The organism is Devosia limi DSM 17137 (assembly GCF_900128975.1).
Classification (GTDB): domain Bacteria; phylum Pseudomonadota; class Alphaproteobacteria; order Rhizobiales; family Devosiaceae; genus Devosia; species Devosia limi.
In genome coordinates, this window is record NZ_FQVC01000005.1 from 1 (window position 1) to 24,072 (window position 24,072).

Below are 24,072 nucleotides of genomic sequence, written 5' to 3' on the forward strand. Positions count from 1 at the left end.
CCTTCCTTCCTTCCTTCCTTCCTTCCTTCCTTCCTTCCTTCCTTCCTTCCTTCCCTCCTTCCCTCCTTCCTTCCCCTCCCCCTCCAGGGGGAGGCCGGGAGGGGGTCCGGGAGGGGGTCCGAGAGCCACACTATCGCGGCCCGTCGCCCCTGGCCTTGGCTATAGCCCCCTTTACGCCCCACGCTTGCCCGTGTACCAAATCGCCATGCACTCGCGCGCCCTGCTCATTTCCAAGCTTTGGCTTTCTGGCTCCATCTGGGACCGGAACGAGCGCTGACGTCTAGGCACTTCGTTTTCACCGGCCCGCCCTCAGGCGCTCCCGGTGACTTGATGGCGGACCCTTCAGGGACTTTCCATGTCATCCGCCGCCACCACCACCCTGCCGCAAGACCGCTCCGACCCCATGGGCTATGCCTTTGCCGTCGCTGGCGCCGTATTGTTTTCGACCAAGGGCATTTTCATCAAGCTCGCCTATGGCCAGGGCGTGCCGACCGAAACCCTGCTCGCGCTCCGCATGGTGGTGGCGCTGCCCTTCTATCTCGTCATTCTCGTCACCCTGCTCCGCCGCGAGCCGGAAATCCGCCGGGCGCTGACGCCGAAAGTGGTTATCGCCAGCATGGCCGTGGGCATGCTGGGCTATTACCTCTCCAGCTATCTCGATTTCCTCGGGCTCAATTTCGTCTCGGCGCAATATGAGCGGCTGGTGCTGTTCACCTACCCGTTCTTCGTGCTGATCTTTGGCGTCTGGCTGTTCGGGGAACGCATGGTCTGGCGCGTTGTCCCGGCCATGCTGATTTCCTATGCCGGCTTGCTGGTCATTTTTGGCTGGAACCTGGCCACCGATCCCGACGGCCTCGTCGTCGGCACCCTCCTGGTGCTGGGTTCGGCCATCACCTTCGCGCTCTATCAGCACCTGGCCAAGCGACAGATGGTCAAGATCGGCTCGGGTTTGTTCACCTGTATCGGCATGGCCACCGCCGCCATCTGCGCCCTGTTGCAGAACACCGCCCTCAACGGCGTCGGCAGCTATCTGGAACTGTCCGGCCAGGTCTGGATCTATGGCCTGTGCCTGGGCATTCTGGGCACCGTGCTGCCTTCATTCCTGATGAATGCCGGCATTTCGCGCATCGGCGCCCGCGCCACGTCCTCGACGGCGGCCTTTGGCCCCATCGTCACCATCGTCATTGCCGTCATCGTTCTTTCCGAACCGTTCACCATATTCCATGCCATCGGCACGGCCCTGGTCCTGCTCGGCTCGATTGTCTTCACCCGGGCGGAGCGGCAGGCCAGAAATCGTCCACTTTGAATGGTTTAGTCATTGTTTCTGCGCTGGCAGGCTTTTGGCCGCTGCCAAGGCGCGGTACTGTGCGAACTAGTCTTGTGGACCGACCCCAGGAGAAACCACCAATGAACAACACCACGACATGGCTGGGCGGCACGGCGCTGGCGATCACGCTGACCCTTGGTTTCGTGACCCCGTCACTTGCCGACAAGCTTTCCAACAGCACGGCGCCCGCCGTAGCGGCGAGTGCCGCAGCCGCCACCGCGATCGATTTCGGCGACGACACCAGCGAATGGGCCAGGGACGGCGAATGCGACGACCCGCGCTTCACCGGCACCGGCGTCGCCGCCGAACTGGTCGATGCCGACCTGATGAAGGACGCCACCGATTGCCGGGCGGCTGTTGAAGCCGGCACCGCCACTCTGAGGGCCGCCGCCGATATACCCGCCCCGGCCATCACCGCCGCCGACATCGATTTTGGCGACGACAGCGGCGACTGGGCCCGGGATGGCGAGTGCGACGACCCGCGCTTCATCGGCACCGGCGTCGCCGCTGAACTGCTCGATGCCGATCTCGGCAAGGATGCCACCGATTGCCGCGCCGCCGTCGAGGCCGGCACTGCAACCCTCAGGACCGGCGCCACGGACGCCCCTGCCCTTGTCGATATCGACTATGGCGATGACAGCAGCGACTGGGCCAGGGATGGCGAATGCGATGACCCGCGCTTCACCGGCCGGGGCGTAGCCAGCACCCTGCTCGAGGAAGACCTCAAGGCCGACGCCACCGACTGCCGTGCCGCGGTCGAAGCCGGTACCGCCACGCTCAAGGGCGACAGCGTCGGCGACACCGCCGCCGCCACCGAATTCGATTATGGCAGCGACTTCTCCCGCTGGGCCAATGACGGCCAGTGCGACGACAAGCGCTTCATGGGCGAGGGCACCGACAAGAAGCTGCTGGCCGAGGACATGTTCGGCGATGCTACCGACTGCAAGGCCCTCGAAGCCGAAGGCAAGGTCACAATCCGTCCGGTCTATGACCCCGCCTATGCCGCCGGTGCCCCCTATGACGGCTCGGCCATCGATTTCGGCGACAACAAGTCCGACTATGCCGATGACGACCAGTGCGATGACCCGCGCTTTGAAGGCCCTGGCGCTGCCACCACCCTGCTCGACAGCGACCTGCGCCATGATCGCAATGACTGCAAGGCGCTGTTCGAAGCGGGCAAGATCGTGCTGCTGCCCTAGACGCACCGCACCCTGAAACGCCAAACGGCGGGGCCCTGCCCCGCCGTTTTTCTTTGTCTTGAGTTAATCGTCGAGCGCGGCGCCTCAGGCGGCCTTGCGCTCCACCATCATCTTCTTGATTTCGGCAATCGCCTTGGCCGGGTTCAGCCCCTTGGGGCAAACCTTGGCGCAGTTCATGATCGTGTGGCAGCGATATAGCTTGAACGGATCTTCCAGGTCATCGAGGCGCTCGCTCTGCGTCTCGTCGCGGCTGTCGATCAGCCAGCGATAGGCCTGCAGCAGCGCCGCCGGTCCCAGATACTTCTCGCCATTCCACCAATAGCTCGGGCACGAGGTCGAGCAGCAGGCGCACAGGATACATTCATAGAGCCCGTCCAGCTTGGCGCGCTCGGGCACCGATTGCAGCCATTCGGTCTTGGGCGTCGGCGAGGTGGTCTTGAGCCAGGGCTCGATGGCGCGGTGCTGGGCGTAGAAATTGCTCAGGTCCGGCACCAGGTCCTTGACCACCGGCATATGCGGCAGCGGGTAGATCTTGATCGGGCCGGTGGAGTCATCCATGCCCTTGGTGCAGGCCAGGGTATTGAGCCCGTTGATATTCATCGAGCACGACCCGCAGATACCCTCGCGGCACGAGCGGCGCAGCGTCAGGGTGGGATCGACCTTGTTCTTGATCCACAGCAGCCCATCCAGGATCATCGGCCCGCAATCGTCGAGGTCGACGAAATAGGTGTCGATGCGCGGATTGGCATTCTGGTCGGGATCGTAGCGATAGATATGGTACTCGCGCAGGCGCTTGGCGCTGGCGGGCTTGGGCCAGGTCTTGCCCTTGGCCGGCCGGTCAGCCTTGGAGAGTATCAGTTCGGCCATATCTCGGTCTTCCTTCTCAACACGCGCCGCCTGCTCCGGGGCGCGGAATTCCTAGTAGTTCGGCTTGCAGATCTGGTTCGACTTGGCGACATAGGCGTTATACGCCGCATAATCGCCCCCGGCCGGCGAGCCACCCTTCATCGAGGCAATGACAATGCCCATGAAGCGCTCGTCGATCAGGTCCATCGCCGCATCGGCCTTGCAGGTGCACAGCGCCACATTGCTGCTGATCCCCACGCAGACCTTATAGAACTCAGCCTTCTGCTCGGCGGTCGGTGCCGCCGCAACAGCCGGCGCCGCCATCAGCATCAGGGCAGGCACAACGATCCAGCGGCCCATCAACGCAAGTCCCTCCGGATCACGTCCTCGGCAATATCCGTCGCCAGCGGCGTGCCGGAATAACCCGCCGCGCCGCTCATCAATAAACGCGTGCCTTGGGCGCGATCTTCTTGAGGTCGATCCCGCCTTCGCTTTCCGGGGTCAGCGGATCGACATGCACCGGGCGATAGCCCAGCGTGACCGCGCCGCTATCGGTATCGATCCAGCTCAGCGTATGCTTGCGCCACACCACGTCGTCGCGGCTCGGATAATCCTCATGCGCATGGGCGCCGCGGCTTTCCTGGCGCGCCTCGGCCGAGACCACGGTGACCATCGCATTGGCCATCAGGTTTTCCAGCTCCAGCGTTTCCACCAGGTCCGAGTTCCAGATCAGCGAGCGGTCGGTGACTTTGACGTCCTTGAGCTGGCCATAGATTGCGCTCATGCGCTTGACGCCCGAGGACAGCGATTCCGAAGTACGGAACACCGCGGCATCTTCCTGCATGGTGTGCTGCATCGCATCGCGCAGTTCCGCCGTCGGCTTGTCGCCATTGGCGTTGCGCAGCCGGTCGAAGCGGGCGAGGATTTTCGCGTCCTGCGCGGCATTGATGCCGGGGACCGGCGCGGCGCGATCGAGCACCTTGCCGGCGCGCAGGGCGGCGGCGCGGCCGAATACCACGAGATCGGTCAGCGAATTGGAACCCAGCCGATTGGCGCCATGCACCGAGGCGCAGGCGGCTTCGCCCACGGCCATCAGGCCCGGCACGACCCGATCGGGATCGGCTTCGGTCGGGTTCAGCACTTCGCCATGATAATTGGCCGGGATGCCGCCCATATTGTAGTGCACCGTCGGCAGCACCGGGATCGGCTCGCGGGTCAGATCGACCCCCGCAAAGATCTTGGCTGATTCGGTGATGCCCGGCAGGCGCTCATGCAGCACCTTGGGATCGAGATGATCGAGGTGCAGGTGGATATGGTCCTTCTTGGGACCAACGCCACGCCCCTCGCGGATTTCCAGCGTCATGCAGCGGCTGACCACGTCGCGCGAGGCGAGGTCCTTGGCATTGGGGGCATAGCGCTCCATGAAGCGCTCGCCTTCCGAATTGGTCAGGTAGCCGCCTTCGCCGCGCGCCCCTTCGGTGATCAGCACGCCCGCGCCATAGATACCGGTCGGGTGGAACTGCACGAATTCCATGTCCTGCAGCGGCAGTCCGGCCCGCGCCACCATGCCATTGCCGTCGCCGGTGCAGGTATGGGCCGAGGTCGCCGAGAAATAGGAGCGGCCATAGCCGCCGGTGGCCAGCACCACCAGCTTGGCGCGGAAGCGATGCAGCGTGCCGTCATCGAGCTTCCAGGCCATCACGCCCTGGCACGAGCCGTCCTCGCCCATGATCAGGTCGAGCGCAAAATATTCGATATAGAACTGCGCATTGTGGCGCAGGCTCTGGCCATAAAGCGTGTGCAGGATGGCGTGGCCGGTGCGGTCGGCGGCGGCGCAGGTGCGCTGCACCGGCGGGCCATCGCCGAATTCGGTCATGTGCCCGCCAAACGGGCGCTGATAGATCTTGCCGGCCTCGGTGCGCGAAAACGGCACGCCGTAATGCTCGAGCTCATAGATGGCAGCCGGCGCTTCGCGCGCCAGATATTCCATCGCGTCATTGTCGCCCAGCCAGTCCGATCCCTTGACGGTATCGTACATGTGCCACTGCCAGCTGTCGGGGCCCATATTCTGCAGCGAGGCGGCAATGCCGCCCTGTGCCGCGACGGTATGGCTGCGGGTGGGGAAGACCTTGGTGATGCAGGCGGTATTGAGCCCCTGCTCGGCCATGCCCAGGGTTGCCCGCAACCCAGCGCCGCCGGCACCGACGACGACCACGTCGAATTCGTGGTCGATGATTTCGTAAGCAGAAGCCACAGGCTTAACCCCAGAAGACGAGCTTGAAAATGGAGGCGACGCCCACCAATGCGATGAGAATGCAGAACACGGTGTTGAGCATCATCAGCAACTGGTAGGAGCGTCCGGCGAAATAGTCTTCGAGCGTGTCGCGCATGCCGTTGCGCATATGCACGGTGACAATGACCAGCAGCAGCGCCAGCGGCACCCCGATCCAGGCATTGCCCAGCGTCGCCACCATGTCGGCGCGATCCTGTCCGGCCAGCTGCACCACCACGAACAACAGCAGGCCCAGGAAAGCGATATTGATCGCCCCGCTCAGCCGCTGGGTGATGAAATGGCGGGTCGAGGCCTTGGCATTGCCGTATTTCGACTTGGGATTGGCGATGACCTGGGGAGTGATGACTTGTTCACGCATCTCAACGCACCCACACAAAAATGGTCCAGACCAGAAGCGTCAGCACGACCGAGCCGACCAATGTCGCCCAGGACAGCATTTCGCGCTGTCCGGGTTCCATCATCTCGGCAAAGTCCCAGACGAAATGCTTGAGGCCACCCAGCATGTGGTGGATCAGGCTCCAGCTATAGAGGAACAGCACCAGCTGGCCGAACCAGCTGCCATAGATGGCATTGACCACATTGAGTGGCTCCTGCCCCCAGGCGGCCGCAGCCAGCCAGAGTACGAGCAGGGCGGAACCAGCATAATTGGCGATACCGGTTGCGCGGTGCGCAATCGACATCACCATGGTGATGGTCCAACGATAGATTTGCAGATGCGGAGAAGTTGGGCGGGGGCGAACCGTCATAGAGCCTCGCTGCCACGCGGCTGGACCGCGCCAGTTTGGAATTGTTCGAGACTTCTAGCGTCGGCGAGCCGCCTCGTCAAAGCCGGAAACGCCTCGAACGTCATAAAGTTTGGCTCCAGCGACCCGACTATCGCTTTGCGCGCCCCTCCTCTATCTCTGCCATCGATTGCACGGGGCGGATTCGCCCGATTGGGGAGCCTGACCATGGATGACCGTATTCGCATCACCGGCGTGCAAACGCTGGCGCACGACTGGGGCAAGCTCACCAAGGCCAGTTTTGACTATCGCCGCGCCGATGGTTCCTGGCAGCCCCTGCAGCGCGAATGCTACGACCACGGCAATGCCGCCACCATGCTGCTGTTCAATCCGGTCCGGCGCACCGTCCTGCTCACCCGCCAGTTCCGCTACCCCGTCTTTGCCAATGAGGACAATGCCTGGGTGATCGAGGCCTGTGCCGGACTGCTCGATGGCGATCATCCCATGGCCGCCATCATGCGGGAGGCCATGGAAGAGACCGGCCACCGCCCCCACGGGGTCCAGCATCTGTTCGATGCCTATATGAGCCCCGGCTCGGTACAGGAGCGCGTCTCCTTCTTCCTGGGTCTTTATGACGAGACCACTGCCGAAGAGGCCGGCGGCGGACTTGCCCATGAAGGCGAGGAGATCGAACTGCTCGAAATGGACCTCGGCCGGGCGCTCCAGTTGATCACGTCAGGCGAGATCATCGATGGCAAGACCATCATGCTGCTGCATTGGGTGGCCCTGCATCGCCCGGCGCCCGCCGACTTCAATAGTCGATGAGCTTCTTGTCGGGGTCATAGGGCTGGTCGGTGGCCACCCGGATCACCGCCTGGCCGCAGCGCATCTTCTTGCTGACCGCGTCATAGGCATAGGTGGGATTGCCATGCAGCACCCAGCCTTCGCTCAGTGCCTTGGTGACCTTGTGACAAAACGCCGAGTCATCCTCGCCGGTGAGGAAACGATAAATTTGCATTGCATGCCCCCGATACATCAGCGCATGAAGGCGCCTAGTTGATATTCTTCGGTCTTAGCGCTAATCGAGTGTCCATGCATCGGTTTCCTGATCATCTTCTTCGAGGCCACGCCAATTTCATGGCGGGGCGATATATTCGCGAGAAGGACCGCTATCGCGAGCTGGCGGCCTCCGGACAAAACCCCACGACCATGATCATTGCCTGCTGCGATAGCCGCGCGGCACCCGAAATGATCTTCGATGCCGAGCCGGGTGAACTCTTCGTGCTGCGCAACGTCGCCAATCTGGTGCCGACCTACCAGCCCGATGGCGGTCAGCACGGCACCTCCGCCGGCATCGAGTTTGCCGTCAAGGCGCTGGGCATTGCCAATATCGTAGTGATGGGCCACGGCCGCTGCGGTGGCATCAAGGCCGCTCTGAGCCCGGATTCCAGCCCGCTGGACGATGGCGACTTCATCGGCAAGTGGATGAGCATGCTGGGTGGCCTGCCCGAACAGGTTGGCCAGAACGGCCTGATGACCGCCGGCGAACGGCAGACCGCACTGGAGCGGATTTCGATCCGCAATTCGATCCACAATCTGCGCACCTTCCCCTATGTGGCAGAACTGGAAGCCGCCGGGAAACTGGCAGTGCATGGCGCCTGGTTCGATATTTCGACCGGCGAATTGTGGATCATGGATGCCCAAAGCGGCGACTTCATCCGCCCCAATCTCTGAAGTCATCTTTCGTTAACCAATATTGAGCGCCTCCGAACGGCGCCCTGGTACCGTTATACCTGGCGATCACGTCCGCGTGATCGCAGCAATACTGCCTGCCACAAAATTGCACCAAGCTGCGCCGGGATCGGACCATCCGTGTCTTTCCCGAACAAAAAACCGGCGGCGATTCGTTTCCCGCCATGGGGCTTTCACTGGTTTTTCACTTCACGAAAACTTCAAAACGCCCCGCCCCGAAATGACCCGAATATATGCCGAGCCGCGCCCATTTTCCGGCCCGGACGAACCACAATGCGCCGTCAGTCTCTGTCTCACGGACCGCAGGAGAGCGGGTCGTCGGCAACGGGCTGACCCGGAGCCGTTTTTCTCCCCAACATGGAGCTTAGTGCCATGAAGAAGATCATCCTTTCGTCGCTTGTCGTTCTTGGCCTGTCCACAGCCGCATTCGCTCAGGCTGCGACCGATTTCGTGGCCGTTGATACCGATGCCAATGGTGGCATCTCCCTGGCCGAAGCTCAGGTTGCATGGCCCGATCTGACTGAAGACCAGTTCAAGGCAGCTGACGTCGATGCCAGCGGTGAGCTTTCGGCAGACGAATATACGGCCCTGATGGCCGCCGCCCCGGCCAACTAGGCGACGACGCGCCCCGTCCCTGTGGGGCGATAAACGAGGCCACTCCAGCACCGGTTGGAGTGGCTTCGGCTGTTTTGGGCCTATTTTGGCGAGCGCCAGCGCGCCAGCACCCGCGGCCCGAATACATTCAGCACCAAACCAGCAAAGATCAGCAAACTACCCAGCATTTCCAGCATGCTGACAGCCTCGCCCAGCAGCAGCATGGCGCTGGCAAAGCCCGCGACCGGCACCAGCAGCGAAAACGGCGCCACCGTGCTGGCCGGATATCGCCCGAGCAGGATGGCCCAGCCGCCATAGCCGAACAGCGTTGATCCATAAGCAATAAACAGCACCGAGCCGATGCCCAGTGCACTGATATGGGCCAGCGCCGCATAGGCCTGCGGCCCCTCGAACAGCCAGGACAGCACCAGCATCGGGATGGGCGGCACGAGGCTTCCCCACACCACGAAGGCCAGCATGTCGACCTTGCCGGCCCGCTTGGTGATAATATTGGAAACGGCCCAGAACAGCGACGCGGCCACGGTCATCAGCAGCGGCAGCAGCACCGCGCCGCCCATCTGCTCGACGCCGATGACCGCCAGCCCGCCCAGCGCCACCAGGGCGCCGCCAATCTGGAACGGGCCCGGCCGTTCGCCCAGCAGCGACACCGCCAGCACCATGGTGAAAAACACCTGCATCTGCATGACCAGACTGGCCAGGCCTGCCGGCATGCCCAGTTGCACGGCCGAAAACAGCAGCCCGAACTGCACGACGCCGACGGTCAGGCCATAGGCGATGAGCAGCCCCCAGCTGACGGCCGGCCGGCGTATGAACAATACGGCCGGCAGGGCGCAGCCGAGATAGCGCAGCGCCGTCAGCAGGAAGGGCGGCACTTCGCTGACGCCCCATTTGATGGCCACGAAATTGAGGCCCCAGATGGTGACGACCGCCAGGGCCAGCGCAAGATCGCGAAGCGGCATGGCGCCGCTCCTTTACTGTCGAGAGAGAAAAGAACGGCGGCCCAAGGCCGCCGTCACCACATCAGGCGGCCTTGCGGGCCAGAAGGCCGCGCTCGATCAACGCTTCGGCGATCTGGATGGTATTGAGCGCCGCGCCCTTGCGCAGATTGTCCGACACGACCCAGATATTGAGGCCGTTCTCGATCGTATTGTCTTCGCGGATGCGCGACACGAAGGTGTCGTATTCGCCAACCGACTCGACCGGGGTCGCATAGCCACCGGCCTCACGCTTGTCGATCACCGAAATACCGGGCGCTTCGCGCAGGATATCGCGGGCCTCATCGGCCGAGATCGGGTTTTCAAACTCGATATTGACCGCTTCGGAATGGCCGACAAACACCGGCACGCGCACGGCGGTGCAGGACACCTTGATCTTGGGATCGAGGATCTTCTTGGTCTCGGCCATCACCTTCCATTCTTCCTTGGTCGAGCCGTCTTCCATGAAGACGTCGATATGGGGAATGACGTTGAAGGCGATCTGCTTGGGGAACTTGCCGGGGGTCGCCGTGTCGTTGACGAAGATGCCCTTGGTCTGGTTCCACAGCTCGTCAATGCCCTCGCGGCCGGCGCCGGAGACCGACTGATAGGTATCGACGACGACGCGCTTGATCCGCGCGAAGTCATGCAGGGGCTTGAGCGCCACGACCAGCTGGGCGGTCGAGCAATTGGGATTGGCGATGATGTTCTGGCGCTTCGGATTGGCCATATAGGCATCCAGCACATGCGCGTTCACTTCCGGAACGATCAGCGGCACATCCGAATGATAGCGCCAATAGCTGGAATTATCGATGACGATGCAGCCGGTCGCGCCTATGCGCTGTGCCCATTCCTTGGAAATGGTCGAGCCGGCCGACATGATGGCGAAATCGACCCCGGTAAAATCGAAATCATCGAGGTTCTTGGCCTTGAGGATCTTGTCGCCATAACTGACTTCCTTGCCGGTCGAGCGCGACGAGGCCAGCGCGATGACTTCGTCGGCCGGAAACTTGCGTTCGGCCAGGATATTGAGAACTTCACGGCCCACATTGCCTGTGGCACCGATGACGGCGACGCGATAACCCATTTTTGGAACTCCAGTCCCTTACCATTTTCCGCCCCCGCGCGATCACTGTGGATCGCGGCCGTGTCCGTTTCGGCCTCTCCCCGTCGGGAGGCGACCCGGGGAAAAGCGTCAGGCGGTTTTGGTGGTTTTGGTCATGAGTGCAGCGACACAACCGGCGATGAACCGGGTGGTTGGCATGTTGGCCATGTCGAGAACGCTGCGCATCTTGTGACTGCTTTTAGTTGAAAGCAGGACTTCTCATACTCTCAAATAGGAAAGAGTCAATGAATTTGGCTTTTTTGCCACTCAAGGGGAGCAATCCTGCCATTCGTAGCCGTCATTGCCCGGCTCGTCCGGGCAATCCACCTTCGCCACGCCACCGCCATGCACAAGTTCACCCCGCACTGGCCTGGTGCGGTGGCGGGGAAAGCGCCCGTGCCCGCTTGCCACCCAGCTCACCTTGGCTGTAACTGCGCCAAACCCGAAAGGCCCAAAGCATGACCCATTACGACGTGATCGTCCTCGGCGCCGGGGCTGCCGGCATGATGGCCGCCATCGAGGCCGGCAAGCGCGGTCGCAGCGTATTGGTTGTCGACCATGCCCAATATGCCGGCGAAAAGGTCCGTATTTCCGGCGGCGGACGTTGCAATTTCACCAATGTGAACGCCACGACCGAAATCGGCCGCGACCGCTTTCTCAGCCAGAACCCGCGCTTCGCACTCTCGGCGCTGAGCCGCTACACCCCGGAACATTTCATCGCCATGGTCCGCCGCCACGGCATCACCTTCCATGAAAAGACCCTGGGCCAGCTGTTCTGCGATGGCCCCGCCACCCAGATCAACACCATGCTCTTGGGCGAAATGCGCGAAGCCGGCGTTCTGCTCTCGCTCAAGACCGAGGTCGAGCGCATCACTAGGACCGAGACCGGCTTTGATGTCCGCCTGTCCACCGCGGCGCTGACCTGCGACAGCCTGATCGTCGCCACCGGTGGCAAATCCATCCCCAAAATGGGCGCGTCCAGTTTCGGCTATCAACTTGCCGCCCAGTTCGGCCTGCGCGTCACCGATACTCGCCCGGCCCTGGTGCCCCTGACCTTTGAAACCGGCGCGCTGGAAAGGCTCAAGCCGCTCTCCGGCATTGCCACCGACGCCATTGTCGGCTGCGGCAAGACCAGGTTCGAAGAAGCCCTGCTGTTCACCCATCGCGGCTTGTCCGGCCCCGCCATCCTGCAGATTTCCTCCTATTGGCGCGAAGGCGACGCCATCAGCGTCGACCTCTTGCCCAATCGCGATGCCGGCGAACTGTTGCGCGCCGCCCGCAAGGAAAATCCTAAATTGCAGGTGCAGACCGTGATCGGCAATCTGCTCCCCAAGAAGCTGGCGCAACTCCTCGGCGAAGAACTCGACCTGCCCGGCATGATCGGCGACTTCTCCGACAAGAAGCTGGCGGAAGCCGAAGCCATCCTCAAGGCCTGGACGCTCAAGCCCGTCGGCTCGGAAGGCTACCGCACTGCCGAAGTTACCCTGGGCGGCGTCGACACCCGCGACCTCGACGCCAAGACCATGGCCGCCCGCGCCGTCCCCGGCCTGTTCTTCATCGGCGAAGTCGTCGATGTCACCGGCTGGCTCGGCGGCTACAATTTCCAATGGGCCTGGGCCTCAGGCTGGGCCGCAGGGCAAGCGGCCTAGGCGGCGTAAGCAGGTCGCGGATCTCTCAAGCATTCGGTTTCCGTCCGCGCCGATTACTCTCACTGCCCACCCCACCCACCGCGCTGCCCCCGGACTTGATCCGGGGGCCACTCGCCGCTTGTGCCGCGCTGACAATGGTCCACGGGTCAAGCCCGTGGACAGCGCGGTGATGGTTGGTGATTAAGAGCGCGACCCCGGGGTAAAATGGCGCGCGCCCACGCCCAAAAATCAATCCGCCTCAACGAAATGCAGCCGGTTTCCGGCCGGATCAATCACCGTCATTTCCAGCCCACCCCATTCCGGGGTCTGCAATCCCGGTCGCATATTGCCGTAATGCTTGCCGATCAGTTCGGCATGAAAATCCCGCAAGCCGGAAATGCCGATACGCACCGCGCTGCCCGGCGTCGCATCCCCGTGATGCTCGGAAATGTGCAGCACGATGCCGGTGCGGCTCACCTGCAGATAGAGCGGCAGGCTGGGCTCGAAGCGATGCTCCCAATCGATCTGGAAGCCGAGAAAATCGAGGTAAAATTCGCGCGCCTTGGCCTCGCTGAAGCTGCGCAGTATCGGCACGGTCTGGACATGGGTCAGGGGCATGGCAGGTCTCCTGCCGACGATTGAAGCGCCTTGGCGACTGAAAATCCAGCGTTAAGGGTGTCTCTACGCCGACCGCCCCACCGCGCTGCCCCCGGACTTGATCCGGGGGCCATTCGCCGCTGGTGCCGCGCTGAGAGTGATCCACGGGTCAAGCCCGTGGACAGCGCGGTGATGGGAACGGCAATGGGGACCGGAAGCGCAAGCGCAGCCAGCAAGATCTGTCGGCTCGCCCCCTAACCCTCGAACTGAGCCCTAGCTTAGAACTTCCAGCCGAGCCGGACGCCGAAATTGGACAGCCCGTCATTGGCCTCGCCGCACCAGCCATTATTGGAGGTGTGCTCATAGGTGACCGTGGCGGTCGCCTGCTCGCTCAGATTCACGCCAACGCCATAGCGCTGGTAGAAATTGACCCGGCAGCCAAAATTCTGTCGGCCCGCTGGTGCCCCGGTCAGGTAGCCATTATTGGCGGCGGCGCCCAAGGTCCCTTCGAGAAACAGCGGCGTATCGAACACCGGCAGGTGCCAGGTCAGGCCCAGATGCAAGAGGCTATCACGGCCGGCGAGGTTGATCGTGGTGCCCAATTCGGGACGGGGCGAACCGATCCAGCGGAACACATCGAGGTCGGGCGAGGTGAACAGCACGTCAAAGCTGATGTCCTCGACCCGGCTGATATCCCAATCGGACACCATGAACGGCAACGCCGCGTGATGCACCTGATGGGCATGCAGGCCGAAGCGCAATTCATCGACAATGCCGGCAAATGGCTCTGGCGTATAAAGGCTCTGTGCCGCCGTCGGCAGCGCCGCGCCAAGCAGCATAATCGCTGCCAATCCCAAGCCCCGCACGGCCATCATCGTCAAACACTCCACGCAACCAGCCCATATTGAGCCTGCTAGTGGCCAATGGAGTCAATGCCATGGCCGCAATTGTTGTCTTGTGTGATGAAGGGAACACGCTTTGCACGACCATTTGAACGCGGCAAAACAGCGTCTCGCTTTCATCGTCATTTGCCGATAGAAGGGGTCAACTTTTCTATTCTCCGATCGAGATGCGCAGCCATGACCGCTCCTTTTGCCCTGTCCATCCAGGACCTCGCCCCCATTGCCGAGGGCACATCCACCCCCGACGCGCTGGCCGAAACCATCAAGCTGGCACAGTTGGGCGACGAACTCGGTTTTACCCGCCTCTGGTATGCCGAGCATCACGGCATGCCCTCGATTGCCTCATCGGTGCCCGAAATCCTGATCGGCAGCGCCGCCGCCCACACCAAATCGATTCGCATCGGCTCGGGCGGTGTCATGCTGCTCAATCATGCCCCGCTGCGCATCGTGGAAGCCTATCGCACCCTCGAGGCGCTGCATCCCGGCCGTATCGATCTCGGCCTCGGCCGCGCGCCCGGCGGCGATGGCTATGCCATGCGGGCTTTGCGCACCGGCGGCGGCGAGGAATTTTCCAATTATCTCAGCGAAATGCTGGCCTTCGAAACCGACAGTTTCCCGGCTGATCATCCCTATTCGCGCGTTGCCGTGGCCCCGGGCGGTATCAGCCTGCCGCCGCTCTGGCTGCTCGGGTCTTCCGGTTCCAGCGCCCAGGCCGCCGGCCAGCTCGGCATCGGCTACGCCTTCGCCGCCCATTTCAGCCATACCCCGGCGGCACCCGCCTTCGAGGCCTATCGTTATGGCTTCAAGGCCAGTGAGGCCTTCCCGACCTCGCGCGCCATGCTCTGCGTGTCGGTGGTCTGCGCCCCGACCGATGAGGAAGCCCAATACCTGTCGCATTCCCAGGCCGTGCAATGGGCCCTGTTCACCACCGGTGAGCAGCGTCGGCTGATGAGCCCGGAAGATGCCCACGCCCGGGTGTTGACGGCCCAGCAGCAGGGCATCATCAACCACCAGTCGACCCTGTGGATCGTCGGCTCGCCGGAGACGGTGCGCGATCAGATCATGGCCAAGGCGACCGAATGCGGTGCCGACGAGGTGATGGTCACCACCACCATCCACAGCTATGAATTGCGCCGCCGCTCTTACCGCCTGATTGCCGAAGCCCTGGGCATTGCGCCGCGCGGCCCGTCTGTCGGCTGATCGCAACGGTTCGGCGCTGACGCAATGGAATTCCTGCCCTCACGTTAACCTCTCGTTTTGGCCCGGCCGGTAAGGTCACGGCTCTGACTGCAGGAATATCATGAGCGCCGCAGCTTTCGTGCTGGCCATCAATCTGTTCGTCGCCGCAGTCTTTGCCAGCGCGTTTGGCATCATTGCGGCCTATGAACGATCCTCGATAGGAGCCCGCTGGCTGGCTGTCGCCTATGGGCTCGGCATTATCAATGCCGGCCTGGAGTTCATCCTGCCCTTCCAGCAGGATGCACGCCCGGTCGGCATCGCCATCTTCGCGACGTTCCTGTTTGCCCTGACCTTCTGCATCATTGGGCTGTCGCATCATTATCGCCGCTCACCGCCACGGCTGGTGCTGGCGAGCATCGTCATCGTGGCGCTGATCACCGTGTCGCTGACCATTCACTGGCCGCGCGACAACTTCCTGCGCGCCCTGCTCTACCAATTCCCGTATTTCGCGCTGCAGCTGGTGGCCATGTGGGTGGTGTTTCATGCCCCCCGGCGCCGCAGCCTCGACATTGTCCTGCTGGTCCTGTTCGCCGCCAGCGCGATGCATTTCCTGTCCAAGCCTTTTCTGGCCATGCTGATCGGATCGGGCGCCTCGCCACAGGCCTATCTCGGCAGCACCTATGCAGCCTATTCGCAAACGCTGGCCGCCTTCCTGCTGGTGGCCAATGGCCTCGCAATGCTGCTGATCATCGTCCGCGACGTCATGGGCGAGATGACCGCGCGCTCCGAGACCGACCAGCTCTCGGGCATGCTGAACCGCCGCGGGTTTGAGGACCGCACCATCAAGGCCATGCTCCATGCCCACCGCACCGGCAGTGCCGCGGCCATGGTGGTGGCCGATCTCGATTTCTTCAAGCAGGTCAACGACACCTATGGCCATCAAACCGGCGATCAGGTGATCGTCGCCTTTGCGCGCACGCTGCAATCGAGCGCCACCCCGACCATGATCGCCGGGCGTCTGGGGGGCGAGGAATTCGCGGTCTTCGTGCCCGATGGGTCGCTGGCCGCAGCCCGGCTGTTTGCCGAAACCGCCCGCGCCGCCGTCCCCGAAATGCATGTTGCCGGGCTCGACAACGCCCATAGCGTCACCGCCAGCTTCGGAGTGGCGCCGCTCCTGCCCGGCGACAGCCTGTCCGATGTCATGCGGCGGGCGGACGCCGCGCTCTATCAGGCCAAGCGCGGCGGCCGCAACGATGTGCGCGTCACACAGCCCAGCGCCGCCGGTCTGGCCACCCTGTCCGGCAAGCCCAGTCCCGGCCGCCGCCGCAACGGCTCGCGCCGCGACTGAACCGGCCTCAACTCAGGCGATTGCGATCGACCAGTTCGAATGCTTCGGCCTCCCGGTCCGAAACCTTCAGCGCCAATTGCTGGCGATCCAGCTCGGCCAGCCAGGCGGTCCAGGAGCAAGGGCTGATGCCGTCGTCCAGACCCGTCAGGTCTGGTTTGGCATTGGCCTTGCCGAATTTCAGCTGCAGCCGGGTGTGAACTTCGCCGAAGCGATTGCGCACCCGCGCTATTGCTGGAATGCCCTGGCGGTCGGTCACCCAGTTCTGGATGTCTCGATGCCGCGTCATTGTATGGTCGTCACTCATAGTGGCCTCCCGCCCTATTGGATCCATTAGCGATAAAACGAGTCCGGTCCTCCACCGGTTCCCGTCAATTCTGACGCATGTCCGTGACAAGATTGAGCGCGATCATCTCCTCTGCTGAAAAATAGTAAAGCCGGTCGGGCGGCGTCTCCAGCGCATGCAGCCACAGCGCCGGATCCACCCCCGTCAGGGCCAGGTGGCGGGTGATGTCAGCCGTAATCTGCTGTGCATCGGCCATGGCCGAGCCGGCCCGCTGCAAGCCATTCTGCTGGTCGGCCGACAGCGCGGCGGCGTAGATCTGGTGGACCCCGATGGCCGATTGCGGCGTGGCGATCCGCTCCTTGCCCCCGGCAAAGACAATTGGGCAGGACGAGGCGCAAAGGGCCCCCGCTGCAACCGAAGTCGCCAGGCCCTGTTCGTGGATCAGGGCGCCGATTGTCAGGGCATCCACCACCGCACCTCCCGGCGAATCGAGCACGACAGTGCGCACATATTCGCCGCGCGCCGCAATCTCGCTGGCAAAGCGGTCGGCCGAACCCGGATCAAACGTGCCGGTCAGGCTCAGCACGCCACCGGCCCCCAGCGCAATTGCCAGCGGCGCTTCCAGTACCGCGGGGCTGCTGGTGATGACCGGGATTGCCCCACCGGCCGGAGCATCGCGATTGAACGGCGGCAGTATCGGCTGCATCGGCCGGAACGGGGCGGCTCCCTCCCCCTCGGTCAGGGCGCGATAGTCCACATAGAGCACCGACAGCGTGCCCGCCAGCAAGGTGAAGAAGGCCACCCGCATGATGGCACCATCCTCCAAGCGGGCGAGCCAGGAGACGAAGCGCCGGTAGAACGGCCCCTCACCATCATCGGCGCGTGCATTGGCCGCTGTCTTCATGGCCGGACCGGACCGTCGCCACGCTTGCGCTGCGCCACATCGATCGGCGTGACTATGGCGTCGACGGCCTCGGCTTCGCGCCGCGCCTCCGGCGCTTCCTCCGGTTCAGGCTCGCCCGAAGCATCCGGCGGGGCGGCAACAGGCGCGCTCTCTGTTGGCAGCGCACCCGCCACCTCCATCCGGCGATACAGCGCCATGGCCCGCAGCATTTCGGCTGCGGTGATGTTCTCGGCCCCTTCGAGGCTTTCGGCCTCGCGCCGCAGCGCATCGTTGACGATCATCAGCACCAGGACCAGCACGACGGGCAGCAGATCGATGGATATCGCCCCGGCCCAGGAGGGAATGAAATCGCTCCAATAGCGGATCACCGCCTCGGCGCTGGACAGCGGCACAAAGCGGCGCTGCTCAACCCGCGGCTGCGCCAGGATTTCATCGGCCGCCTGGCTGAGCGCCGCCGATTGCGCCGCCACCGAGGCGCGCACGGTTTCCATCACCTGGTCCTGTCGGTTGACCAGGTCGAGGGTCGAACCATTGGCCACGGGAGCGATGAAGCCGGCCGAAAGATCGGCCGAAGCCCGTTTGACCGAGGCGGCCACATCAGTCTGTTGCAGGGCGGCGATCACCGCCGACAATTGCACCGCTTCGGACTGGAAACTGTCCGAACGCGGCTCGATGGCGCCCGGTGTCGATACCAGTTCGCGCATCGTCGCCAGGCGCGCCGAGCCTTCTTCGAACAGCCCCGCCACGGCCGCGCGCGATCCGGTAATGGTCGAGCCCAGCTCGGCCATCTGCGCACTCATCTGGGTGAGCAATTGCACCACGCTGCCCGAACCGGTCGTGCCGGTCAGCGCCCCGCTTTCGCGCTCATTGGCCGCCAGCCGGGCAAAGCGCTCGGAGGCGCGCTGCACATCCGGCAGCAGGCTCTGCGCCGACAGTGCATTGGCATGGGCATCGTCGAGGTCCTCTGCATAGCCCTGCAGGGTCACGGCCATGTGCTGCTCCAGCGCCGCCGATCCGGCCAGTGCAGCAGCATTGAGCCAGGAGCTCATGGCGATGATCATGGCGCAGCCAATCGCCATGGTGACGAACAAGGCCACCCGCTGCGCCCCGCGGGTCACCAGCGGCACGAAACGCATCATGAAGGTCCAGAACGCATAAATCGCCACCGACACCGCGGCGGAATAGATGATGGCGGCAAAGAACACGAAGCTGGCCGAACCATCCAGAAGGCCGCGCACGCCCAGATAGGTATAGACACCCGAGGCCAGCGCCAGCACGGCGAGCGCAAAGCGGCTCATCGTCTCGACGCCTCTGACGGTCTCGTTGAGGCGATAGGCGTTGTTCTTGAGCTGCATTGGTTTGGGCCCCCCGGCCCGAACGGGCGTTAAGCAGAGGTTAACACAGCGATCCCGGCAAGAAATGGGCAGCGTTGCGCGTGGCGATGACGAGCGCGTGAAAAAGCCCCTGGCAAGACCTAGCCGTTCAGCTTGCTCATCAGTTTTTCCACGCGCTTGCGCTTGCTGGCCTGCACGATACCGCCCAGCCGGGCCTTGAGCACCGCCAAAAAGCCCGGCCTGTCCTCGGGCGGGATGACCGGCGCCATCGCTTCGGCATAGCTGGGAAACTGATTGGGGGCTGCGGTCTTGAGCCGCTCGACCAGCAGCGGCACCGCCTTGTCGCCATAGCCGGCGCGGGCCAGCTTCACCAGGATCGAATTGCAATGGTCCTTGGCGATCACCGAGCCGCGGTCGGCGGCGGCGATAATGGCGGGCAGTTCGGCCACCAGCGTCTCGGCGCGCTGCTCGGCCACCGCATCCAGCGCCGTCATCGCCCCCCAGACCTGGCGATTGCTGGAGCTCTTGAGCGCCTCGATGAACACCGGGCATTGCCCACCCACCAGATCGGGCCGGCGGGCGCCCACTTCATAAAGCACCTTGAGCGCGTCATTGGCCTGCCGCGCTGTGCCCGAGCGCACCGCCTCGGCCAGTTCGACAATGGCCGCCTTGTCGTCACGCGCCACGATATCTTCGGCCAACGCCACATTGGGCTGCTCATCGCGTCGCTCGAGGGCACCGGCAAGTCGGTCGAGTACGGTCATGGCAGCACCTTGGGAAACACCGGGATCGGGCCCGCAGATATTGTCATGACCGTGCCATTCGACAAGCGCGGATGCCGCTAAGCCTCGATCGCCACTTCCAGGGCGATGGTCACCATATCCTTGAGCGAGGTCTGGCGCTGGTCGGCGTCGATCTCTTCCTTGGTGATCAGGCAATCGGTCATGGTGCAGATGGTCAGGGCCTTGACCCCGAAACGGGCCGCCAGCGTATAGAGCGCCGCCGCCTCCATCTCGACCCCGAGCACGCCATGGTCGGGCAGCTTGTCGTAGCCGGCAAAGCCATCGGCATGATAGAAAATGTCCGAACTCAGCATATTGCCGGCATGGAAGCGCATGTTGCGGGCTTCGGCCTTTTCCGCCGCCGCGCGCAACAGGCCGAAATCGGCGATTGGCGCGAAATTATAGGCACCAAACCGGTCGCGCACGATGGCGCTATCGGTCGAGGCCGCCTGCGCCAGGATCAGGTCACGCACCTTGACCTTGGCATTGAGCCCGCCACAGGTGCCGACGCGGATCAGCGTCTTGAGCCCATAGACATTGATCAGTTCATGCACATAGATCGACAGCGATGGCTGCCCCATGCCACTGGCCTGCACCGAAACCCGCTTGCCCTTGTAGGTGCCGGTATAGCCCAGGCAATTGCGCACCGAATTGACCAGCTTGGGATCATCCAGAAACGTCTCGGCAATCCACTTGGCGCGCAGTGGGTCCCCCGGCAGCAGCACCGCCTCGGCATAGTCACCCGCTTTGGCATGGTTATGGGGCGTCATCGGCTTTCCTCCTGATTTTGTCCACTTGGTCAAATCATTGCCATTGCTGCGCCGGATCGGCAAGACCGGCGCCAGGTCTGCGTCCCGCCACCCGGACTGGCATCATTCCGCCATCACAATCCTGCTAGTCTATCGGCCGTCTTGACCTTGCCCCCCGCACGGTCCATTTACGCTTGCCGCAATGGAGAAACATGAGATGGTCGCGAAGATTTTCATCGATGGTGAAGCTGGAACCACGGGTCTGCAGATCCGCGAGCGCCTGGCCGGCCGGGATGACCTCGTCGTGCTCTCCATCCCCGCCGACAAGCGCAAGGATATCGACACCCGCGCGGCCCTCCTCAACCAGGCAGACGTCGCGATCCTCTGCCTGCCCGACGACGCAGCCCGGGAAAGCGTGTCGCTGATCACCAATGGCACCACGCGGGTGATCGATGCCTCGACCGCCTATCGCGTCGATCCCGACTGGGCCTATGGCTTTGCCGAAATGAGCCGCGAGCAGAGCGACACGATCGCCCGGGCCCGGTTCGTCTCCAATCCCGGCTGCTATCCGCAGGGCGTCATCGCCACGGTGCGCCCTCTGATCGAGGCCGGCATCCTGCCCGCCGATTTCCCGCTGACCGTCAACGCCATCTCCGGCTATTCCGGTGGCGGCAAGCAGATGATCGCCGAATATGAGGCCGCCGGCCCGGCGGCCAGCCATTTCATGCCCTATGGCCTGACCTTCGGGCACAAGCACGTGCCCGAAATGACCAGCTATTCCAGGCTGGCCCATGCGCCGCTATTCGTGCCTTCGGTGGGTGACTATGCCCAGGGCATGGTCGATTTCGTGCCCCTGCAGCTGGGCGGTCTCGCCAAGGTGCCGACCGGGGCGCAGATCCACTCCGCCATTGCCGGCCATTTCGCTGGCATCAAGGACAGCTTCGTCACCGTCGCCCCCTATGAAGAGCTCGCCAAAACGCCCGAGCTTGATCCCCAGATCTACAACAATACCAACCAGATGAAGCTGCACGTCTTTGCCAATGACGCGCGGGCGCAGGTCCTCCTGGTCGCCGTCTATGACAATCTCGGCAAGGGCGCGTCCGGCGCCGCCGTGCAGAACCTCAACCTGATGCTCGGCGTCGACCCGCGCACCAGCCTCTGATCAATGCGCCCTCGGGTTATGCCCGGGGGCTCTCCTCTACCGAACGCATTTGCCCAATCCCGGCTTGACCAAAAGCCTGGCTTTGCGCCATTAAGCGGCCCAGACAAGGAAGGTATGCTCATGGATAAGTTCACGACATTGACCGGGGTCGCAGCGCCGCTGCCGATCATCAATATCGACACCGACATGATCATCCCCAAGCAATACCTCAAGACCATCAAGCGCACCGGGCTGGGCACCGCCCTGTTCTCCGAGATGCGCTATAATGAAGATGGCACCGAGAACCCCGATTTCGTGCTCAACAAGCCGGCCTATCGCGGCGCCAGGATCATCGTCGCCGGCGACAATTTCGGCTGCGGCTCCAGCCGTGAGCATGCCCCCTGGGCCCTGCTGGATTTCGGCATCCGCTGCGTCATCTCCACCAGCTTCGCCGACATTTTCTACAATAACTGCTTCAAGAACGGCATTCTGCCGCTGGTGGTGACCCCCGAGCAGCTCAAGCTGCTGCTCGACGATGCCGAGCGCGGCTCCAACGCCACCCTGACCGTCGATCTCGAAGCCCAGACCATTATGGGTCCCGATGGCGGCACGCTGCATTTCGACATCGACCCCTCGCGCAAGCAGATCCTGCTCGAAGGCCTCGATGACATTGCCGGCACGCTGAAGTCCGATCCGGCGATCACTGGTTTTGAAACCCAGATGGCCGCTTCCCGCCCCTGGCTCTAAGCATCAACCCCGTCAGCCCGGCTGGCGGGGTTTTTCGTTCCCCCCTTCATTCTCCGACAGGTCCTGACCCCATGGTTCAACGCGTTTCCACCGGCTCGCCCTTCGAAGCCACGTTCGGCTATTCCCGCGCCGTGCGCCACGACGACACAATCTATGTTTCGGGCACCACCGGCTATGATTACGCCACCATGACCATGCCCGACAGCATTGGCGAGCAGGCCAAAAATGCGCTGGCCACCATCGACAAGGCGCTGCGGGAAGCGGGCTCCTCGATCGAGGATACCGTCCGCGTGGTCTATTATGTCGGCGACCGTGCCGATGTGAATGATGTCGTTGCCGCCGTTGGCCCGGTGTTCAAGGATATCCGGCCCGCCGCCTCGATGCTGATCGTGCAGATGATCGAGGCCGGCATGAAGATCGAGATCGAAGTGACCGCCCGCATCGGCGCCGCCAAGAGCTGATCCGGCCCTCAGGCATGCTGACCCGAGCCCAGCTCGCCCTCATCGCCCATGCCCTGTTGCTGATTGCAGCCATGGGCCTGCTGGTCCCGGCGCTCACCGCAGCGCTGGGCACGCATGGCTATCTGCTGGTCCTCGTGCTTTATTGGCTGGGCTTCTGCCTGCCGGTCATCGCCATCCATGTCTGGCGCCAGCGCAGCACCAGGCTGTTCTCCGAACGCCTCGCCTGGCGCGACTGGTGGGTGCCGCTGGTCCTGCTGGCACAGGTGACTGCAATCGCGCTGGCCGCGGTTACCCCCCATACCAGTATCCTGACCACTGCCGGCGTCATGCTGGCCACCGGCATCGGCATCATCAATGGCCCCCTGGAGGAAACCGCCTGGCGCGGTGGCTTCATGACGGTGTTTGCCAATCGCCCACGCCTCGGCTTCTGGATCGGCTGGGTGCTGTTCAGCGCCTGGCACATCCCGCTGGCCTTCAGCCACGGCATTGCCTTTGAAGGCGGCTGGCCCGCCTTGATCGGCGGTGCGGCGGCACTGGGCCTGCTCTGGTCGGCCATTGCGTGGCGCACTGGCTCGGTGTTCTGGACCAGTCTTGCCCATGGCCTGACCAACACCCTGACCTTCTGGGTGCTGTTCGAGGCCAATAGTTTCATCTGAAGGCGTCGCGGCTACCAGCCGTAATCCAGCACGGTAACGCGGCGCAGCTGCCCGCCATCCAGCCACTCGATGCAGCTCTGCCGGCGCATGCCGATCAATGCCGCGCCCAGGGCGCCCAGGATCGGCACATCGCCCTTGTCGGGCAGGCGATGCGGATAGACCAGCCGACCCAGGCGCTGCTGTGGCTGGTCATCGAGCTGGAACAGCACGCGATTGCCCATCGATACCCCGGCGGGATCCCAAGGCTGGCACAATTCGGCCCGCTCCAGTTCGCGTTCCAGATAGGCCGCGACATAGGGCATCTGCACCACGGCCTTTTCGGCCAGCATCAGCACGCGATTATAATCATCGGAATTGACCAGGATGTCCGGCAAGGGACCTGCGGGAAGCATGGATCACGGCTCGATATTGGAGTGGGTCGGCGATGGGGAGTTTGACCCGACCGCGCGCCATCAGGTCAAGGACTTCCCTTTCACCAATGCGTCAATCCGCCAAACCCCGTCATTTGGGCCAGTCTACCGGCCGAAA

General features: G+C 63.3%; 28 protein-coding genes. 12 read left to right on the plus strand and 16 right to left on the minus strand.

The features are described from left to right. Window positions 1-355: 355 nt before the first annotated feature. Both BUA69_RS09090 and BUA69_RS20950 read left to right on the plus strand, forming a co-directional pair. Window positions 356-1,306, plus strand: coding sequence for a DMT family transporter (locus BUA69_RS09090; protein ID WP_046133910.1), 951 nt, complete (start codon window positions 356-358; stop codon window positions 1,304-1,306). 101 nt (window positions 1,307-1,407) lie between these two features. Further along, window positions 1,408-2,526 (plus strand): hypothetical protein, encoded by a 1,119-nt coding sequence (locus tag BUA69_RS20950; protein WP_052950370.1) that lies wholly within the window; start codon window positions 1,408-1,410, stop codon window positions 2,524-2,526. An 84-nt stretch (window positions 2,527-2,610) separates the two neighbouring features. Here BUA69_RS20950 and BUA69_RS09100 read toward each other — a convergent pair whose 3' ends face one another. The 5 genes from BUA69_RS09100 to sdhC form a co-directional block, all read right to left on the minus strand. After that, window positions 2,611-3,393 carry a succinate dehydrogenase iron-sulfur subunit gene (locus BUA69_RS09100; RefSeq protein ID WP_046133911.1) on the minus strand — a complete coding sequence of 261 codons (783 nt, stop codon included), beginning with the start codon at window positions 3,391-3,393 and terminating at the stop codon, window positions 2,611-2,613. Between the two features lie 51 nt (window positions 3,394-3,444). Further along, on the minus strand, window positions 3,445-3,732 hold the full coding sequence (locus BUA69_RS09105) for a hypothetical protein (protein ID WP_046133912.1): 288 nt from the start codon (window positions 3,730-3,732) through the stop codon (window positions 3,445-3,447). Between the two features lie 79 nt (window positions 3,733-3,811). Further along, complete coding sequence (gene sdhA, locus BUA69_RS09110) at window positions 3,812-5,626, minus strand: succinate dehydrogenase flavoprotein subunit (protein ID WP_046133913.1); 1,815 nt, start codon at window positions 5,624-5,626, stop codon at window positions 3,812-3,814. Window positions 5,627-5,630: 4 nt separating this feature from the next. Continuing rightward, window positions 5,631-6,023, minus strand: a complete 393-nt coding sequence (gene sdhD / locus BUA69_RS09115) for a succinate dehydrogenase, hydrophobic membrane anchor protein (RefSeq protein ID WP_052950371.1) — start codon at window positions 6,021-6,023, stop codon at window positions 5,631-5,633. Window position 6,024: 1 nt separating this feature from the next. Continuing rightward, window positions 6,025-6,411, minus strand: a complete 387-nt coding sequence (sdhC, locus tag BUA69_RS09120; protein WP_046133914.1) for a succinate dehydrogenase, cytochrome b556 subunit — start codon at window positions 6,409-6,411, stop codon at window positions 6,025-6,027. Window positions 6,412-6,615: 204 nt separating this feature from the next. On the opposite strand from sdhC, the gene BUA69_RS09125 reads away from it, so the two are divergent. Beyond that, on the plus strand, window positions 6,616-7,212 hold the full coding sequence (locus BUA69_RS09125) for an NUDIX domain-containing protein (RefSeq protein WP_046133915.1): 597 nt from the start codon (window positions 6,616-6,618) through the stop codon (window positions 7,210-7,212). Here BUA69_RS09125 and BUA69_RS09130 read toward each other — a convergent pair. Beyond that, window positions 7,199-7,405 (minus strand): DUF1737 domain-containing protein, encoded by a 207-nt coding sequence (locus BUA69_RS09130; protein WP_046133916.1) that lies wholly within the window; start codon window positions 7,403-7,405, stop codon window positions 7,199-7,201. The two genes, BUA69_RS09125 and BUA69_RS09130, sit on opposite strands and share 14 nt — an antisense overlap. Before the next feature lie 74 nt (window positions 7,406-7,479). Between BUA69_RS09130 and BUA69_RS09135 the strand changes: the two genes are divergently transcribed. Then, on the plus strand, window positions 7,480-8,121 hold the full coding sequence (locus tag BUA69_RS09135; RefSeq protein ID WP_046133917.1) for a carbonic anhydrase: 642 nt from the start codon (window positions 7,480-7,482) through the stop codon (window positions 8,119-8,121). A 390-nt stretch (window positions 8,122-8,511) separates the two neighbouring features. Continuing rightward, on the plus strand, window positions 8,512-8,754 hold the full coding sequence (locus BUA69_RS09140) for an EF-hand domain-containing protein (RefSeq protein WP_046133918.1): 243 nt from the start codon (window positions 8,512-8,514) through the stop codon (window positions 8,752-8,754). A gap of 80 nt (window positions 8,755-8,834) precedes the next feature. On the opposite strand, the gene BUA69_RS09145 is transcribed toward BUA69_RS09140, so the two are convergent. Next, a complete protein-coding gene (locus BUA69_RS09145; RefSeq protein ID WP_046133919.1) occupies window positions 8,835-9,713 on the minus strand; it encodes an EamA family transporter in 879 nt (292 codons plus the stop codon). Between the two features lie 61 nt (window positions 9,714-9,774). Beyond that, window positions 9,775-10,815: an aspartate-semialdehyde dehydrogenase gene (locus BUA69_RS09150; protein WP_046133920.1), complete on the minus strand. Its 1,041-nt coding sequence runs from the start codon at window positions 10,813-10,815 to the stop codon at window positions 9,775-9,777. Between the two features lie 476 nt (window positions 10,816-11,291). On the opposite strand from BUA69_RS09150, the gene BUA69_RS09155 reads away from it, so the two are divergent. After that, window positions 11,292-12,482 (plus strand): BaiN/RdsA family NAD(P)/FAD-dependent oxidoreductase, encoded by a 1,191-nt coding sequence (locus BUA69_RS09155; protein WP_046133921.1) that lies wholly within the window; start codon window positions 11,292-11,294, stop codon window positions 12,480-12,482. 228 nt (window positions 12,483-12,710) lie between these two features. Here BUA69_RS09155 and BUA69_RS09160 read toward each other — a convergent pair whose 3' ends face one another. Together BUA69_RS09160 and BUA69_RS09165 are read right to left on the minus strand one after the other, a co-directional pair. Then, window positions 12,711-13,079, minus strand: a complete 369-nt coding sequence (locus tag BUA69_RS09160) for a glyoxalase superfamily protein (RefSeq protein WP_046133922.1) — start codon at window positions 13,077-13,079, stop codon at window positions 12,711-12,713. A 257-nt stretch (window positions 13,080-13,336) separates the two neighbouring features. Beyond that, the gene (locus BUA69_RS09165; protein ID WP_160300090.1) at window positions 13,337-13,909 is read right to left on the minus strand and encodes an acyloxyacyl hydrolase; all 573 of its coding nucleotides are present in this window, start codon (window positions 13,907-13,909) and stop codon (window positions 13,337-13,339) included. Window positions 13,910-14,137: 228 nt separating this feature from the next. Between BUA69_RS09165 and BUA69_RS09170 the strand changes: the two genes are divergently transcribed. Then, a complete protein-coding gene (locus BUA69_RS09170) occupies window positions 14,138-15,160 on the plus strand; it encodes an LLM class flavin-dependent oxidoreductase (RefSeq protein WP_046133923.1) in 1,023 nt (340 codons plus the stop codon). A gap of 100 nt (window positions 15,161-15,260) precedes the next feature. Then, window positions 15,261-16,487, plus strand: a complete 1,227-nt coding sequence (locus tag BUA69_RS09175) for a GGDEF domain-containing protein (protein WP_046133924.1) — start codon at window positions 15,261-15,263, stop codon at window positions 16,485-16,487. A 7-nt stretch (window positions 16,488-16,494) separates the two neighbouring features. On the opposite strand, the gene BUA69_RS09180 is transcribed toward BUA69_RS09175, so the two are convergent. The 5 genes from BUA69_RS09180 to deoD form a co-directional block, all read right to left on the minus strand. Beyond that, on the minus strand, window positions 16,495-16,791 hold the full coding sequence (locus tag BUA69_RS09180; protein ID WP_046133925.1) for a hypothetical protein: 297 nt from the start codon (window positions 16,789-16,791) through the stop codon (window positions 16,495-16,497). Window positions 16,792-16,855: 64 nt separating this feature from the next. Beyond that, a complete protein-coding gene (locus BUA69_RS09185; RefSeq protein ID WP_342019956.1) occupies window positions 16,856-17,674 on the minus strand; it encodes a COG3904 family protein in 819 nt (272 codons plus the stop codon). Further along, a complete protein-coding gene (locus tag BUA69_RS09190; protein WP_046133926.1) occupies window positions 17,671-19,029 on the minus strand; it encodes a hypothetical protein in 1,359 nt (452 codons plus the stop codon). The genes BUA69_RS09185 and BUA69_RS09190 overlap by 4 nt, the downstream gene beginning before the upstream one ends. A 119-nt stretch (window positions 19,030-19,148) precedes the next feature. After that, entirely contained in the window at window positions 19,149-19,772 is a 624-nt protein-coding gene (locus tag BUA69_RS09195) for a hypothetical protein (protein WP_046133927.1), read from the minus strand. A 77-nt stretch (window positions 19,773-19,849) separates the two neighbouring features. Beyond that, a complete protein-coding gene (gene deoD, locus BUA69_RS09200) occupies window positions 19,850-20,560 on the minus strand; it encodes a purine-nucleoside phosphorylase (RefSeq protein ID WP_046133928.1) in 711 nt (236 codons plus the stop codon). A 196-nt stretch (window positions 20,561-20,756) separates the two neighbouring features. Here deoD and argC point away from each other — a divergent pair, with 196 nt between their 5' ends. The 4 genes from argC (at window position 20,757) to BUA69_RS09220 (ending at window position 23,544) form a co-directional block, all read left to right on the plus strand. After that, window positions 20,757-21,701, plus strand: coding sequence for an N-acetyl-gamma-glutamyl-phosphate reductase (gene argC / locus BUA69_RS09205; protein WP_046133929.1), 945 nt, complete (start codon window positions 20,757-20,759; stop codon window positions 21,699-21,701). 120 nt (window positions 21,702-21,821) lie between these two features. After that, entirely contained in the window at window positions 21,822-22,427 is a 606-nt protein-coding gene (gene leuD, locus BUA69_RS09210) for a 3-isopropylmalate dehydratase small subunit (RefSeq protein ID WP_046133930.1), read from the plus strand. 71 nt (window positions 22,428-22,498) lie between these two features. Beyond that, window positions 22,499-22,888, plus strand: coding sequence for a RidA family protein (locus BUA69_RS09215; protein ID WP_046133931.1), 390 nt, complete (start codon window positions 22,499-22,501; stop codon window positions 22,886-22,888). Window positions 22,889-22,902: 14 nt separating this feature from the next. After that, window positions 22,903-23,544 carry a CPBP family intramembrane glutamic endopeptidase gene (locus tag BUA69_RS09220; protein WP_046133932.1) on the plus strand — a complete coding sequence of 214 codons (642 nt, stop codon included), beginning with the start codon at window positions 22,903-22,905 and terminating at the stop codon, window positions 23,542-23,544. An 11-nt stretch (window positions 23,545-23,555) separates the two neighbouring features. Here BUA69_RS09220 and BUA69_RS09225 read toward each other — a convergent pair whose 3' ends face one another. Continuing rightward, window positions 23,556-23,936: a GreA/GreB family elongation factor gene (locus BUA69_RS09225; RefSeq protein WP_072866521.1), complete on the minus strand. Its 381-nt coding sequence runs from the start codon at window positions 23,934-23,936 to the stop codon at window positions 23,556-23,558. Between the last annotated feature and the right edge of the window lie 136 nt (window positions 23,937-24,072).